Here is a 15,432-nt window from a genome sequence, read left to right as displayed (position 1 = left end):
GGTGACGTGTGGAGCAGACGGATACGAATCGGTCGAGGGCTTATCCAACCAAGACATTCGCGACTAGTTGTGAGGGAACTCCATGGAGGGGTACCAAAGTGGCCAACTGGGGCGGACTGTAAATCCGTTGCGAAAGCTTCGTAGGTTCGAATCCTACCCCCTCCACCATCAATTTTGGGGAGTCGCCAAGTGGTAAGGCAACGGACTTTGACTCCGTCACTCGTAGGTTCGATCCCTACCTCCCCAGCCAGAAGTTTGCTCCCATAGCTCAGTAGGTAGAGCGCATCCATGGTAAGGATGAGGTCACCAGTTCGAATCTGGTTGGGAGCTCCATAATTTATCGCGGGGTGGAGCAGTTGGCAGCTCGTCGGGCTCATAACCCGAAGGTCGCAGGTTCGAGTCCTGCCCCCGCAACCAACATGGTATGATGCATGAAACGATAAATTGTTCTATACTATTACATAGGGCTCGGTAGCTCAGTTGGTAGAGCAGAGGACTGAAAATCCTCGTGTCGGCGGTTCGATTCCGTCCCGAGCCACCATCTGTGGCGCCATAGCCAAGTGGTAAGGCCAAGGTCTGCAAAACCTTCACTCCCCGGTTCGAATCCGGGTGGCGCCTCCAGAACATAAGATTATTTAAAAAAAGCCCTCAAACCTGAGTGGCTTTTTTAATTTGAAAAGTGGAATCCCTGTCACCATTTTTAGTTTATGTACATAGTATATCAAAAATGGAGGGTCATACGGACAAGCGTGATGACCGATAGATGGTTACACAAGTCAGAGTAGCCATCGTGAAAGGGGTCTACAATGTCGGTTTTTCGTGGGAAACATTTATGGATATGGGAAGTGGCTAGTACGCTTGGTGGGGATATACAATCCATCATTTCTTTGGGACAGCGGTTGGGTGTTGATGGATTTCTTGTGAAAAGTCACGATGGAACAACAGTACTCTCACAGTTTGCAAAGATTGTCAAACCCCTTCAGCAGGCAGGCTTCATCGTAGGCGCTTGGGGCTTTGTCTACGGTAATCAACCCACTGCTGAGGCGCAGGCCGCACAACAAGGGATTGATGCTGGGGCAGATTGGTATGTGATTGATGCGGAGACTGCGTATGAGGGGAAGTCTGCAGAAGCAACCATTTTTGGAGATGCATTGCGGGCGGCAAATCCTCATCTTGTCATCGGATATGCACCTTTTGCCTTCCCCAGTCTCCATCCTCAATTTCCATACCAGGCATTCAGTGCATTTTGTGATGTCTGTCTTCCGCAGATCTATTGGGCTGAGTTTGGACAATCGGTATCCAGCGCGGTAGATCAATCTCTTGCTGAATTAAAACCGCTTGGACACCCGATCGCCCCAATTGGACAGTCTTTTGCGGCGGCGACTGCCTCTGAGATCGAGCAATTTGCGGTATTAGCGCATCAGGCGTTATGCCCTGGAATCAGTTACTATGATGTCCAGTCTGCGAGCAGTGTGCAACTTCAAGCAATTAAAAATGTGACGGTTTATCCTGCTCCATCGTACCCGTTGGCTGCCTCCGCCGCGACACCTGCGACAACGTCTGGAACCGTGACAACGTCTGGAACCGTGACAACGCCGACTTCAACTGCAGGGTCGGCACCAACGCCAAGCGTTTCTCCATCGCCGTCTACGGTGACTCGCTCACTGCCCGTCACACCGTCAGACGTGACTCCCTCAGATTGGTTCTATCCGGCTGTCATGGATTTGCTCAAACTGGGGATCGTCACAGCATATCAAGATGGGCTGTTTAAGCCGAATGAGACGATCACACGTGCCCAAGCTGCGGATTGGATCAATCGTTTGCGGATATACCTTGAAAAAGCGGCAGGTCTTCCCTTAGCGTAACCGATCGAGTCGTTTAACGATTTCTTCAGCAACTTCTCTTAGCGCTTCTTTCGAGGTCACTAAGGCAAAGCGCACATAACCTTCTCCTGAGGGTCCAAAACCAATCCCGGGAACGCAAACGACACCCGTTTCCTCAAGCAACCGACGAGCAAACGCGCGCGAATCTTGTCCGAACGTATGTGCAAAGACGAACATGGTACCTTCGGGTTTGCGGATGTCCCAGCCAGCAGCGTGCAGAGGTGCGAGAAAGTGATCGCGCCTCTCTTGATACATCAATCGTAAGGTTTGGCGATGTCCGTAATCCTCAGTGAGAAGCGCCGTCGCCGCCTTTTGCACAGGACGGAAAATTCCGTAATCAACTTGGGATTTTACGATCCGCAGCGCCTCAAGCATCTCTTTTTGCCCAACGGCAAAGGCGACACGAGCGCCTGCAAAGTTGTAGGTTTTCGAAAGCGAATGGAGTTCAATCGCAATTTCTTTTGCGCCTGGGATAGATAGGAACGATGGTGTTTGGTGCCCGTCAAACTGCATCTCGATATACGCTGCGTCATGTAAAATAGCGATTTCGTTTTGCCTTGCGAAATAAATGGCTTCTTCAAAAACGCGCTTCGATCCGACAACAGCCGTTGGATTTCCCGGAAAGTTTAAAACCATGAGCTTGGCGCGCTCAGCGATCGTTTGTGGTATTTTCGTCCAATCAGGTAAAAAATCATGTTCTCCCTGAAGTGGATAAAAATAGGGGGTTGCGCCTGCGAGATGAACGGCAACCTCATAAATTGGATAGCCAGGATCAGGAATCAACACGATATCGCCAGGATCGACCAATGCAAGCATGATGTGTGAGAGTCCGTCTTGCGCGCCGATGAGAGGAAGCACTTCTTCATCAGGATCGACTTGTACGCTGTAGTTTTCTGCCATGAAACGGGAGATACTTGCTCGAAAATCTGCCAACCCTTCTGTTCGTTGATAGGAGAATGACGAGGGCTCAAGCAGGGCCTGTCGTAAAACCTCGATGCTGTGCAAAGGAGGTGGAAGATCAGGAGAACCGATCCCTAATGGAAAAACAGGCAACCCTGCTTGTCTTCTTTTTTCTGTGAGACTGGACAATTCATAGAACACAGCCGACGAGAATAAGTTGAGCCGTTTCGATCTCAGTTTCACGAGATGTGCCCCTTTTTCATTTATTAATGATCTTATCGCAATGTCTAATGTGCTGCAAAATGCGTATGAAATCAAGATCACAATTTCAATAGGATGTATCGATCGCTTGCATGAGACCAATTCTTCGGATAGGCTTAAGAAAAGATTGAGATACAGGAGAATTGTGGAGTGACTCATACGGATGTCATCGTGATCGGGGGCGGGCCGTCGGGGCTCATGGCAGCCATTGCGGCTGCCCAATCGGGCGCGCGTGTGACGATCCTGGAAAAAGGAGATCGTCTTGGGCGCAAATTGTTGATCTCAGGTGGCGGACGCTGCAATGTGACAAATGCAAAAGGGACAGAGCATATTCTGCAGAACATTCCGGGGAATGGTCGTTTTTTACACAGTGTATTCTCACAGTGGTCAAGCGATGAGATTATTCGATTTTTTGAAACACGAGGCGTCAAACTAAAAGAAGAAGATCGAGGGCGCCTGTTCCCTGTCACAGATCGGGCACAAACGGTGTTGGACGCGATATTGCGCGAATTAGAGTGTCAGGAAGTAGCGATCCGCTATTCGTCTCCCGTTCGCGGTATTTTGCGTGAGGAGGGCAGAGTGGCAGGCGTGATTGCAAACACAAATGAATGCCTAAAAGCGCACGCCGTTGTTCTCGCTACAGGCGGTTGCAGCGCTCCGCTCACGGGTTCTACGGGCGATGGGTATAAGATGGCTGAAGAACACGGGCACTCTGTCGTCACTCCTTACCCAACATCCGTGGCGCTCGTCTCGCATGATGTGCTCATCCAAGAAAAAAGGCTGCAGGGCATTTCATTAAAAAGTGTGCGGGCATTGCTTTTGGACGAGCGCGGAAAGCGCGTAATAATAGAAGAAGGAGATTTGCTTTTTACGCATTTTGGATTATCGGGTCCTCTTGCCCTACGGTTGAGCCACAGCGTTGTCACGCGGCAAATGAAAAATGGAAAACAACCGTTGAGGCTGCTCATTGATGTCTTGCCAGAAACTACAAAAGAGACTTTTCTGCGATTTTTTGAAGATCAGCGAAGTGCGCATCCCAAGAAGTCGGTGCGCAATTTAATGAGAGAGATTTTGCCTGAACGTTTAGCTGATGTTGTCATTGAACGTTGTGGATTGCAGCCTTCGCTCGCACTGCGTGAACTTTTGTCAAAAAGCGGAGAAGAAATTGTCGATCACTTGAAGCGATTTGAAGTGATGGTCCATGATACACTTGGATTGGCAAAATCGACGGTGACAGGTGGTGGGATACGCCTTTCCGAAGTCGATCCGCGATCACTCCAATCTAAACAAATAAGCGGACTTTTTTTTGCGGGTGAAATTCTCGATGTGCATGCACATACAGGAGGTTATAATATTACCGTAGCTTTTACGACGGGACATGTTGCAGGAACGCATGCGGCAAATTACGCTTTTCATCATGATGCGTATAAAGGAGTGCATTCTTGATGGATTGCATCATAATGGAGGAACTTGCGTTTTTCGGCCGTCACGGCGTGTATGAAGAAGAGACGAAACTTGGTCAACGCTTCGTAGTAACGTTGCATTTATATGGAGATTTTCAAAAGGCGGCCGCGTTTGACGATGTCGCTTTGACGGTTGATTATGGCAAGGTGTACGAGGTTGTAAAACAAATTGTCGAAGGCCCTCCTGTAAAACTTGTCGAAACCGTCGCACAGCGCATCGCACAGGCGATATTAGAGTCGTTTTCACGAATTCTAACGGTGACCGTGCGGCTAGAAAAACCGGGGGCGCCGATTCAGGGGGTTTTTGGAACGGTCGGTGTAGAGATGACGCGTTCCCAGATTGAATCATAAAGGAGACATCGATCATGAAACGCACGATGTGGGTCGTTATGGGCGTTCTCGCCATTATCGTCGGTTATTTAACCTTTACTTCACCTCAATGGACGACCATTTCTTTGGTCCATCCATTCCTTGGATAAGATGCATATGGATGCCAAACCAGTCTCTGCTTCACGCACAACGATGTCTGATCTCGTGTTGCCTCCCGACACAAACAATCACGGAACCATTTTTGGCGGCCGCGTGATGGCGTATGTCGATAAACTTGCGAGCATCACTGCCATGCGCCACGCGCGAATGCCTGTTGTCACGGCGTCAAGTGACAGCCTCGATTTTCTTGCGCCGATTCGAGTGGGAGAAGCCATCATACTAGAGGCGTTTGTCACATGTACATACAAGACGTCTATGGAAATCTTCTGCAAAATCGAATCGGAAAATCTACTGACAGGGGAACGCCGTCTCACCGGTGCGTCGTATCTCACCTTTGTTGGCCTTGGTCCTGACGGAAAGCCGGCGCCGGTGCCTCCTGTTTATCCAGAAACTGATGAAGAAAAACGACACTATGAAACAGCTCCAGAACGTCGCGCACACCGCATTGAGCGTCGTCTCGCGAAGCGTGAAGTTCTTGAAGCGAGTCAACCTGCAAGGTAGGAGTTGAGACACACATGCACTGGACCGAGCGCTACAATGCGTCGTCCCTTGAAATGGGCGAAGATGGTTGGCGCATGGGTGTCGCGCAAGATGTGCGCCTGAACCGGAGCGTATTTCTGGCTGTTCGCACGGTTCATCGCGATGAACGTTCGATTGTCGAACAGTGGCTTGCAACCCGATCATCCTTTTCTCACGAGTATGTAGCGGATGTGTTGGACTGCGTTTTCTCAGAAGATGAACTCGCATGCATCTTTCTTATGCCGTCGACATTTGCAAAAGCAGAATCCTTTACTCCAAAAGAGCGGCTTTTGGCGCGTTGTTTAAGTGTCATTGAGGGGGCGGAGTCGCTTTGGCGTGCAGGCTTGCCCGTGGCCATTCGCAATGCCCAAGTGCTATGGGACCAGCATGTCGGGCCGCAACTTCTGGCGCTTTTGCCGATACACCTTCCGACGCTCAATGAGCGCGTTTACTCCGTTCGCGTGTATCTGTTGCATCTGTTGCGGTTGCATGGAGGAGCCTGTGGGTTGACGGCAGATGGGATTGCAAAGTTTGGGTCTTCGGAGATTCATGAAGAAGATGAGACGTTAAGCGATCTGCGATCCTCCCTCTTTGATTTGTTTCAAATTGATCCTCGCCAGACGATGCGTTGCGCTGTGAGCCAGCCGGTAGATCCTCCTTCACGAGTTGCCGCCGAGCAGTTGCAGGATACGATTGAAGTGCCGATCATTGTTCAGCGCATGATGGAGGCTGAGGCGGAAAAAAAGGCGCGTGAACAGCGTGAACGTCAAGGCACAGTGTCTGCGGACCACGAGGCTGAGCCGGCAACTGAGCAGCCGCTGCCATTTGCTGCAAAGCGAAAGTTACTGCGCGTTGGATTTATCGTTTTTGTATTGGCTGTTCTTGTTTTAAGCACGGGACTTTGGATTGCGCAAAATCTCGGTCAACAAACGACAGTCAATCAAGTGAGCACGGGATCTACGACTCACGTGACAACCACTCGTTCGCAAAAGACACCTCGTATGCCTGCTCTTCAAAACGAAACGTTGCACCAGGCGATGGCCCGTTTAGAGGCGCTTGGCGTTTCTGCGTCGCGCATTCGCGTCCTCACTCAATCGGGACCGTCTCAGCTAGTCGTGAACTCATCGCCGCAGGCAGGCGGCGCTCTTTTGAAATCGACGCCCGTCACGCTTTATATAGGAATGGCTCAGGGGCAGATCCTCACCCCGTCGCTACTTGGATTGAGTTATTCGCAAGCTATTTCCATCCTCACGGCGCGTCATATCCACTATTCCTACACGCTAAAAGGGCAGGCACAGGCTGCAACGAGTGTCGTACTTTCGCAGCAACCGCAGCCTCACAGTGCGATGCAAGCAAGTGCGTCTATCACGTTTGTACTTGGCGCAAGACCCTAAATTCGATCCGCACAGAGTGCCATTCTGCGCGCTGTGATGAGCCAGTGAAGATGGCGCAAATCGTTCTCGGTATACCACGGGATGATTTGCGCCATCTTCACGATTCGAGCGTTCACCTTCTGCTCAGAAGGTGATAGAGTAGAAGATAGATGGCGCGTTACATTCGCGAGGAGGATCTACGGTTGAGTCACGGTATCGAGTTGGTTCATGTAACAAGAGGGAAGTCCACAGAGTCGATTCATATGGGGCACGTGGCGGTTGTTTCGGCAGATGGTCGACTGTTGCGCGCATGGGGGGATGCGCGCGCGAATGTTTTTGCGCGATCTTCGCTGAAGCCGTTTCAGGCTCTCGGACTTGTCATGTCTGGCGCTATTGAAAAGTATGGATTTACGGAGCAAGAGTTGGCGCTTGCATGCGCATCCCACAGTGGTGAGAAACAGCATGTCGCCTTGGCGTGGTCGATGTTGCAAAAATCAGGGGCGCGAGAAGAAGATCTGCAGTGCGGAGCGCATCTTCCCTACAACGAACTCGCGTCGCGCGAATTGTTGAAATCTGGGGTTGACGTGCGCCAACTTCACAACAACTGCTCTGGGAAACACGCAGGCATGATCGCGGCAGCCAAGGCGCGCGGTGAGTCTACAGATGATTATTTGGATAAGGATCATCCTTTACAACGTTTTATTTTGAATGCGGTTGCAGAAATTGGTGAGGTGAATCCCCAGCAGATCGAAGTTGAGACGGATGGATGTGGGGCTCCAGTTTTTGGTGTGCCGCTGCAAACCCTAGCGCTCTTGTTTGCGCGTTTGGCAAACCCAGAATATGCCCCGCAGATTTATCGCGATGCGCTCACAAAAATTGCTCACGCGATGAATCGCCACGCAGAGATGGTCGGTGGGACTAACCGTTTTGACACGGTGCTTATGAACACATTTCCGGAGCGGATTGTCGGCAAAGAAGGCGCAGAAGGAGTGCATGGTCTAGGCATCATGAACGAAGGGATAGGCATCGCAGTCAAGATTGCAGATGGTGCAAAACGGGCGATCTATCCCACGGTGTTGCGGGCTCTTGAGCTTCAAGGAATACGTGTGTCGGATTGCGCCGCGTTGACGCCATTTGCCAATGCGGCTGTGAAAAATGTCGCGCAACGTACAGTCGGAGAAATTTTTGCGGTCTACGGGGAGGTTTCAATTTGAAGAACGTCTATGTGCTGGGTGGGGCGAGAACGCCTTTTGGCACCTTTGGTGGCGCATTCAAGGATGTCTCTGCAGAAGAACTCGCGATTGCTGCCTCCGTTGAGGCAATGAAGCGAAGCGGCATTGAACCGTCTCGCATCGACCAAGTCGTTCTTGGGAATGTCGTTCAATCATCCGCCAACGCAGCATACCTCTCGCGGCATGTCGCGCTGCGCTCTGGAATTCCCCAAACTTCGACGGCACTCACGCTCAATCGGCTTTGCGGATCAGGTCTGCAGGCTGTCGTGAGCGCTGCCGAGTCGTTGATGCTTGGTCACGGTGATGTAGCGCTCGCCGGAGGAACCGAGAACATGAGTCAAATTCCTTATGCGATGCATAACGCACGTTTTGGCGCAGGAATAGGGAAGCCGGATTTGACCGATATGTTGTGGGCCACGCTCAAGGATGAGTACGCAGGGTGCGGGATGGGAGAAACTGCAGAGAACCTCGCGGCTGACTACGGTATTGCGAGAGAAGAGCAGGATGCATTCGCGCTCCGCTCGCATTCACGCGCAACGGCCGCTCGTCACATGTTTGCAAAAGAAATCGTTCCGGTAAGCATCAAAGGGAGAAAAGGTACCACGGTTGTCGCGCAAGATGAGCACATTCGCGAGGATACGTCTCTAGAGAAACTGAGCACGCTAAAACCTGCCTTTCGCGCAAACGGATCAGTGACTGCCGGGAATTCCAGCGGCATTAATGACGGCGCAGCCATGCTTGTGCTCGCTGGGGAAGAGGGAGTTGCACGACAAAAGAACCCGCCGCTTGCCCGTATCGTGAGTTTTGGCATCGCGGGTGTTGATCCGTCACGTATGGGAATTGGCCCCGTCCCTGCGCTGATGCAGGCGCTATCACGGGCAAATCTAGGATTGCGCGAAATGGATGTCATTGAGGTGAACGAGGCATTTGCGTCTCAGACACTGGCAGTGCAAAAGGAACTTCGGATTCATGATGATCAATTGAACCCGTTAGGTGGCGCGATCGCACTTGGGCATCCCGTCGGAGCGAGCGGCGCGCGTCTGCTTCTCTCAGCCATCCTTCAGCTTCACGAGAGTCAGGGGCGCTATGCGGCTGTATCTCTATGCATCGGCGGTGGACAGGGGATTGCAATGATTGTCGAACGCATGTCGTGATCCACAGTTTTCCCAAAAATATGATGGAAATCTCTCTTTTTCTTTCAAATGATGTCGATTTTCGTTGACAGAGTTTGTGGCTCCTCTCCATAATAACGTTGGAGGGGAGCCTCATTTGTCTCGATATCGTTTGAACGTTCTATTACCTTGGGCCGTAATGGTCACGCTGGGCACATCGATCAATGCGCACGCTATGTCGATGGGCACAACGTATTCTTCTGCATCTGAATATGCGCACACGGAAGCACGCGCTGTACGCACGATATCCCTTCCTGACCGGTATCGCGTCGTAGTCGATACGGGTCAAGGCCTGCGCACAGTTCTTATGACGAATGCACTGTCGGCGGCTGTAAAAAGGGAGAGTCAGTTGCGCGATAGCACGGTCATTGACATGTCGACAGGCAGGATTGTCCAGTCGAACGTTGTGAATCCATACCGCATCCAATCGTCTGCCACATTCGCTTCGGCAAATTCACTGCCGTCATCTTCGACGTATAAAACCCTGGATCAGGCGATTGCCGCGACGACCTCACTGCAGGAAGTCTACATTATCAATCGAGAAACAGGTGCCATCGTTTACAGTAAGATGGATAATTATGAGGTTTCCTTGGGGACAGGCCTCACGCCATATCAATCACTTCAGGATGCGCTCGCAGCCGCGCGCCAGGCACCTCAAGGTTCTGTTTACTCAACGATTACGCACCAGGCGCTGTTCACCGCGCAATACGATGTCTACGTCAACAACCAGTTTGTGGACTCGTTTCAAACACTGCAGCACGCGATCCAGTCGACTTCTGCGACGCCAAACAGTGAGATCAAGTCCGTTTCGACGAATAAAGATGTGTGGGATAATATTCTGCGCTATAACGTCTATCAAAACGGTGTGCTTGTCAAACAGTTTTCGACGGAGCAGGAAGCGCTCGCGTATGTAAAAGGATTAAAAGATGTGAGTGTTTCATCCATCGCGACAGGTGCCTTGGTGTTTTCCAATGTCCCGGCCTATGTGGTTGAAGTGGGCTCTAACACGGTTAGCTCGTTCACTACGGAGTCTGCCGCCATCGCCGCCGCGAAAGCATTGCCGAACTCAGTGGTGATTCAGCTATCTACGAATCAGATCGTATGGTCGAACGCCGGCGCGTTTGGGGTATATCGCTATCTCCAGTTGGTTCGCTCCTTTCAGTCTGAACAGGCGGCGATCACCTATGCCAAGACACTTGATCACGTGCAAGTTATTGAAACGGCGACACACCAAGTCGACTATTCAAACTATCCGACAAGCGTGTCATCACCCTATGGCGATACGTTTACGAACGTAAACGGCATGGTTGTCGATCATTGGGGACCCGAAGTCACGACGCTTGCTCCGGCGCCTTCGTTCATGCAGTCGGGTGTCACCTATGTCTCCAATGATTATGACCACTGGTATGCCGAGACCCCCAGTGGAGTGACCTATGTAGGCCAGTGGGAAAACCCTTATCAAACCATGAATTTAGAAACCTCTTCAACGCTTACGGCACAAGAGATCAACGCTTTTTTTGCGGCTCACGCAGCGTCAAACAGCGTTTTGCAAAACTCTGGCGCCTATTTCATTGAAGCGGAACAAGCGTATGGTGTAAACGCGCAATATCTTGTAGCACATGCTATTATTGAGTCTGCGTGGGGTACGTCTTATTTTGCTCGTGCGCGAAACAACTTGTTTGGCTATGAAGCATACACTTCCAATCCAAACGCTGCGGCGACATTCCGCTCTGTAGAGTATGACATTAATTTTCAGGCGTGGTTTGTTCGCAATTTGTATTTGAATCCAGCAGGCTCGTTTTATAATGGCCCTAATTTAAACGGGATGAATGTCGACTACGCGACAGACCCGTATTGGGCAAACAGTATTGCGCGCGTCATGTCTATGATTGCACCATACTCGCAATCGACAGGTTCGCAACCGCTGATGCCGGTGCAGAGCACGCGTCCATTTTTCCCGTATCCGATGGGTGCGCGCGGCTATACAAGCGTCATGATGAACGTGTATCAGGCGCCAAATGACACAGGTACGATGCAGCCGCTGCTGGGGGTCATCCCTAAAGGTTCTTACTTCAATGTCTACGGCGATTCACCTGGATGGGACAAGGTTGCCTTGCCAAGCGGACAGACTGGGTTTGTCGATTGGAATCAAGTCAGCCTGCAAAACGTCGTTGAAGTCAACGGATTGAGCGAAGGCGGCGTTCTCAATGTACATCAATCAAACTCACTGTCTTCGCCTGTGATTGATACAGTGACGAATGGTCAATATCTTGTTTTATTGGCCCCAAGTGCCGGTGGCTTCTCGGAGATTGTCGATGGGCAGGGGAAAAAAGGGTATGTCAACTCCCAGTATGTCGTGACGATTCATTGATGAAAAGCGGTTTGTTTTGCAGATTTTGTGTGGGGTGAGAAGATGGATTTGAGCGCACTGCGGGAACCTCGGCGCTGGATGATTTACATGCTTGCAACCTTCCCGCTTGTCGATTATTTTTTGCATATTTACCCTTGGGGGATTATCGGGGGTAGCTGGGACAAGATTGTGTTTTTGTTTCTCGCATTTTACGCACTGCGAAAATACATGGTTGAAGGCAAGCCGTCGCTTTACCCCACGCATCGCTATCTCGTGTTCATGGTCGTGCTCGGGCTCGTTTACATCTTAATGGATGTCGATTATATTGTTGTGGCACTCGCCGGTTATCGCGTTGATTTTTGGTACATGCTGTATGCTCTTTTGCTGCCGTTCGTGGTAGAAAAAGAAGATGTGATTCCGCTTTTGCGAACGATCGCTTTCACAGGATTTCTCATGTCGCTACACGGCGTCTATCAATACATCATCAAAGCGCCGATCCCTCCACAGTGGGTGGATATTACGCAACATGTGAGAACGCGTGTGTACTCGCTTTTTGGTAGCCCCAACATATTCGGTGACTACGCGGCGTTTGTCACGCCGATCTCAGCCGCGATTGCGTTGTATGAAAAAGAGCGGGCGCAAAGACTTTTTTACGGGTTTGGCGCCCTATTGTCTGCGGCTACGCTTGTTTTTACCGATACGCGCGCAGCCTGGCTATCCTTTTTCATCGGTGCCATGGTATTCACGTGGCTGCTCGATCGCCGAATGGCGGTCATCACATTTGTTATTGCCGTTCTCGCGGCACTGTTTGTCCCGCCGATTCATGCCAGGTTGGGTGAGTTCTTTACGCCTGTCTATTGGTCAAAAACATTTGCCAACGGGCGTATTTCAGAAGCAGAAAGGGCATTTGACCAAATGCGCGCCAACCCGCTTTTTGGTGCCGGCTTAGGTCGCTACGGCGGAGCGATTGCTTCGCGCTACTTTGGCGTGATCTATGTGGATAACTATTATGCAAAAACGCTCGCGGAGATTGGCCTGCTAGGGCTTTTCACATTTGTGGCGCTGATTTTTGTTTATCTTCGCGATGTGTTTCGCGTAGTGAAGCGCACCGTCAATCGGAGAAAGCGCATTGTCTTCATCGGTGCCTACGTGGGGATTGTGATTGTTGCGATCAACAATCTTTTTGAAAATGTGTTTGAGGTTCCCGACATGAACGCGCTGTTTTGGTTGACGGGCTCCCTACTCTTGATTTATGCGGCAAAAGGGGGTCTTTCAGATGAAGAGTCATAAGATCCGGCGCATCGTCATAGGAGTTGGGCTTGTACTTTATAGTATTTGGGCCACCCTCTTTTATCAGTTGGTGTTTACAGGTTGGACCCTTCAGTATTCGTACTATGGTGTCGTGATGGTTGTCGGATTATCCCTGCTCTTTATGTACGCATTCCCCAAAAGGGATCGCCGTGTGGTGGTGCGCTATACGCTGTACGCGGTGATTTTAAGCCTTGGCATCGGTAATTTTGCCATCGCGTCCGGAATGTGGCGCGTCATTGATACGATTGTTTTTGTGATCCTGGCGATCGGTTTGGGGCGATGGCTCGTCCCCGTGCGGATAGGCTGGCAATTGTTGACGCTCGTCTCTCTTTTCCTGTTTGAACTGTGGATCCCGCTTAGTGACGTCAATCTCCTTACAGCGTTTAATGTGAGCTATGTTGGTCATCTGTCGAGTCAGGATGCTCAGGTTCCCAGCATCCCGGTGACAGTGATTCCAAATTCGCAAGGGTTGCAGACGATGGTTACAATTCGGGGGCATCGACCGATCCCACATGAGGCGCAGACGCTGATTGATGCGATGGCGACGAGCAGCAATCCAACACTTACAAAGGATGCGATTATTCAACTGCAGCATTCCTATGATTTGATCTCGATCAAGCCAGGGAAAGTATTTTTTCACACAAGTCTTGCGACACAGCAGCAGTTGGCTAGGGCCAATGTCGATTCATTGGCAATGATCGACTTTCCTTTCTCGCAACCGCATTTTCTTTCTGTGGAAGGCAATGTTCGAATGTATGTCACGCTGGCGAAAGATCCGGGATACTACACATCGATGCTTTTGAATCCCGGAACGCTGTCGACGGCTGTGGGGCAGATGGCGCTTCAGACGGCAGCCACAACGCAAGAAGAGTGGCGGGCGATTGGCGGAAACACACAAAATGTGGTGCAAGGTTTGTCGCTACAGAATGGCTATCTCAGCGGATCTTTTCAGGGACGCCGTATACACGTCAAAACGTCTGGCGTAACGATCCTTGGCATCAAACCGCTTTTGCCAAGCAGCATCTCTCCAGTGCCTCAGGCAGTCGTTGAGGGCGACAATGTCATTCAAGTCATTTCGCTGGGAGCAAACCCGCGGGTGATCGCTACACTCAAAGGATCATATCTGTTTCCGCTGACGACAGACCTTGTGTTTGCAGATGTCACAGGAAACGGCTCTGACGCGATGCTGATCAATACAGTGCCGGCGCAGATCATTCAATTGACGCCGAGTGACACATGGAAAACCTTGTGGGTTAGCGGGCGCAGTACATTTCGTTTTGAAGCGGTCTTGACGCGCGCGGGCGGTGACCTTATTATTGCGAATTCACCCAGTTTGATCAGCCAAAACCCGATTCGCTATCTGGGCGGATACGTGTACCAAAATGGAACGCTAAACACAGTGTTTCGGGCCTACCACGGGAATCTGGTCGATTTGCATGTCGTGCATGTCTTGAATGGACCGCCGCAGATTCTGACCTCTGTTTATGCGCATCAGGAGATCATTTTGCTGTCCCAGTCTAAGATTCCGTGGTATCCGGTCGTGCTCGTGGTTTATGGCTTCGTCGTTCTCGCTGGTTTGGCGCGACGCATGCGGGGGGTGAAGGCGTGAAGCGTTCTATTTCGATTGGGCTTGTCAGTCTAGCGGCGATGGGAATTCTCAGTGGCTGTGGGCTTACGTCAACACCGACGGCGATGACCAGTCAAATTGTTTCAAGAACGGTTGATCCAAATGGTTTGTCTAAAGTAGAGACAGCCATGCTCGGTGTTTCGAATGATCACTCTTATCAAGTGAAGGCAGGAATGACGGTCGCTGCGGGTCATTATCTGCGGCGGATCAGTTACTATGGGTATGTTTCTTTGCCAGGGTTTGTGAGCATGGATGAGACGATCGGTGGCGTAGACTATCAAATTTACCAGATGAATAATTTTGCGTATGCAAAGACGGGTGGAAAATGGTCGCCCATTCAACCGATTGCCGATTTGACGCCGTGGACATCCATGCTGGCGCTGTTGCACGCGCATCCGCCTCGTGTCGTCTACACATTGCCACAGGTGACGCTTGTTTCGTGGCCGTGTTATGTGTATCAGTTTCGGGCGAATGACTTAAATGCTTCTTTGACCAAACTTGGCGCAAATGGAAAACTGATTGCGCATCAGGCGCTTTATACGGTCTACGTTGATGTGAAGGATGGAAAGCTTCGACAGATTCAGGTTCAATCGACGGTTGGCGTACCGGGACTGGGTACGGCGTCGCTCAACAGCACAGAGCTTTTTTTCAACTACAACAAAATTGTGCCGATGTCCGCACCGAGTGACTTGATGACACAGATTGAGCAACCCTAAGAGGATCGATTGTCGTCGGAAACTGTTTTTTGGATTGCCTTTCTTTTATATCTCATGTGTGGTATACTACCAGTCGGTATCAGGGTGGTCCGCTGCTTTGATTGATGATAAATCGGAGGCAAGAACACCTGTCGGG

Annotated in this window: 12 protein-coding genes and 6 tRNA genes; 17 read left to right on the top strand and 1 reads right to left on the bottom strand. The window is 50.8% G+C overall.

All coding sequences use genetic code 11. The annotated features are described in order from the left end of the window. The first annotated feature begins 84 nt into the window (after positions 1 to 84). The 7 genes from ATW55_RS13220 to ATW55_RS13190 all read left to right on the top strand — a co-directional run bounded on the left by ATW55_RS13220 (position 85) and on the right by ATW55_RS13190 (position 1,865). Positions 85 to 168: transfer RNA gene (locus ATW55_RS13220), tRNA-Tyr, on the top strand. A 7-nt stretch (positions 169 to 175) separates the two neighbouring features. After that, a tRNA-Gln gene (locus ATW55_RS13215) sits at positions 176 to 250 on the top strand. 7 nt (positions 251 to 257) lie between these two features. After that, positions 258 to 333, top strand: a tRNA-Thr gene (locus ATW55_RS13210). 8 nt (positions 334 to 341) lie between these two features. After that, positions 342 to 417 (top strand) — tRNA-Met (locus tag ATW55_RS13205). 48 nt (positions 418 to 465) lie between these two features. Continuing rightward, positions 466 to 541 (top strand) — tRNA-Phe (locus tag ATW55_RS13200). Positions 542 to 546: 5 nt separating this feature from the next. Beyond that, positions 547 to 621: transfer RNA gene (locus ATW55_RS13195), tRNA-Cys, on the top strand. A gap of 224 nt (positions 622 to 845) precedes the next feature. Then, positions 846 to 1,865 carry an S-layer homology domain-containing protein gene (locus tag ATW55_RS13190; RefSeq protein WP_160327254.1) on the top strand — a complete coding sequence of 340 codons (1,020 nt, stop codon included), beginning with the start codon at positions 846 to 848 and terminating at the stop codon, positions 1,863 to 1,865. Here the strand turns inward: ATW55_RS13190 and ATW55_RS13185 are convergent. Beyond that, a complete protein-coding gene (locus ATW55_RS13185) occupies positions 1,857 to 3,026 on the bottom strand; it encodes an aminotransferase class I/II-fold pyridoxal phosphate-dependent enzyme (RefSeq protein ID WP_082685850.1) in 1,170 nt (389 codons plus the stop codon). The two genes, ATW55_RS13190 and ATW55_RS13185, sit on opposite strands and share 9 nt — an antisense overlap. A gap of 168 nt (positions 3,027 to 3,194) precedes the next feature. Between ATW55_RS13185 and ATW55_RS13180 the strand changes: the two genes are divergently transcribed. The 10 genes from ATW55_RS13180 (at position 3,195) to ATW55_RS13135 (ending at position 15,296) form a co-directional block, all read left to right on the top strand. Next, complete coding sequence (locus tag ATW55_RS13180; RefSeq protein WP_153005163.1) at positions 3,195 to 4,490, top strand: NAD(P)/FAD-dependent oxidoreductase; 1,296 nt, start codon at positions 3,195 to 3,197, stop codon at positions 4,488 to 4,490. Continuing rightward, a complete protein-coding gene (gene folB, locus ATW55_RS13175; RefSeq protein WP_067718648.1) occupies positions 4,490 to 4,858 on the top strand; it encodes a dihydroneopterin aldolase in 369 nt (122 codons plus the stop codon). The genes ATW55_RS13180 and folB overlap by 1 nt, the downstream gene beginning before the upstream one ends. A gap of 135 nt (positions 4,859 to 4,993) precedes the next feature. Then, positions 4,994 to 5,497: an acyl-CoA thioesterase gene (locus ATW55_RS13170; RefSeq protein ID WP_067718645.1), complete on the top strand. Its 504-nt coding sequence runs from the start codon at positions 4,994 to 4,996 to the stop codon at positions 5,495 to 5,497. 14 nt (positions 5,498 to 5,511) lie between these two features. After that, the gene (locus tag ATW55_RS13165) at positions 5,512 to 6,909 is read left to right on the top strand and encodes a PASTA domain-containing protein (RefSeq protein WP_067718641.1); all 1,398 of its coding nucleotides are present in this window, start codon (positions 5,512 to 5,514) and stop codon (positions 6,907 to 6,909) included. A gap of 182 nt (positions 6,910 to 7,091) precedes the next feature. Beyond that, positions 7,092 to 8,102, top strand: coding sequence for an asparaginase (locus ATW55_RS13160; protein ID WP_160327253.1), 1,011 nt, complete (start codon positions 7,092 to 7,094; stop codon positions 8,100 to 8,102). Continuing rightward, a complete protein-coding gene (locus ATW55_RS13155) occupies positions 8,099 to 9,274 on the top strand; it encodes a thiolase family protein (protein WP_067718635.1) in 1,176 nt (391 codons plus the stop codon). Before ATW55_RS13160 ends, ATW55_RS13155 begins: the two co-directional genes overlap by 4 nt. A 115-nt stretch (positions 9,275 to 9,389) precedes the next feature. Then, positions 9,390 to 11,663 carry a glucosaminidase domain-containing protein gene (locus ATW55_RS13150; RefSeq protein ID WP_067718632.1) on the top strand — a complete coding sequence of 758 codons (2,274 nt, stop codon included), beginning with the start codon at positions 9,390 to 9,392 and terminating at the stop codon, positions 11,661 to 11,663. 42 nt (positions 11,664 to 11,705) lie between these two features. After that, complete coding sequence (locus ATW55_RS13145) at positions 11,706 to 12,932, top strand: O-antigen ligase family protein (protein ID WP_067718628.1); 1,227 nt, start codon at positions 11,706 to 11,708, stop codon at positions 12,930 to 12,932. Beyond that, positions 12,919 to 14,562, top strand: a complete 1,644-nt coding sequence (locus tag ATW55_RS13140; RefSeq protein WP_067718624.1) for a hypothetical protein — start codon at positions 12,919 to 12,921, stop codon at positions 14,560 to 14,562. Before ATW55_RS13145 ends, ATW55_RS13140 begins: the two co-directional genes overlap by 14 nt. Further along, a complete protein-coding gene (locus ATW55_RS13135; protein ID WP_067718620.1) occupies positions 14,559 to 15,296 on the top strand; it encodes a hypothetical protein in 738 nt (245 codons plus the stop codon). Before ATW55_RS13140 ends, ATW55_RS13135 begins: the two co-directional genes overlap by 4 nt. The last annotated feature ends 136 nt before the right edge of the window (positions 15,297 to 15,432 follow it).

It is taken from the genome of Ferroacidibacillus organovorans (assembly GCF_001516615.1).
GTDB lineage: Bacteria > Bacillota > Bacilli > Alicyclobacillales > SLC66 > Ferroacidibacillus > Ferroacidibacillus ferrooxidans_B.
Note: the sequence above shows the minus strand (reverse complement) of the source record. Positions and strands in the feature narration are given on the sequence as shown.

Excerpts from the sequence above, each read along its gene's own strand:
- folB (WP_067718648.1), top strand. The coding sequence starts at position 4,490 with ATGGATTGCATCATAATGGAGGAACTTGCGTTTTTCGGCCGTCACGGC.
- ATW55_RS13170 (WP_067718645.1), top strand. The coding sequence starts at position 4,994 with ATGGATGCCAAACCAGTCTCTGCTTCACGCACAACGATGTCTGATCTC.
- ATW55_RS13165 (WP_067718641.1), top strand. The coding sequence starts at position 5,512 with ATGCACTGGACCGAGCGCTACAATGCGTCGTCCCTTGAAATGGGCGAA.
- ATW55_RS13145 (WP_067718628.1), top strand. The coding sequence starts at position 11,706 with ATGGATTTGAGCGCACTGCGGGAACCTCGGCGCTGGATGATTTACATG.
- ATW55_RS13140 (WP_067718624.1), top strand. The coding sequence starts at position 12,919 with ATGAAGAGTCATAAGATCCGGCGCATCGTCATAGGAGTTGGGCTTGTA.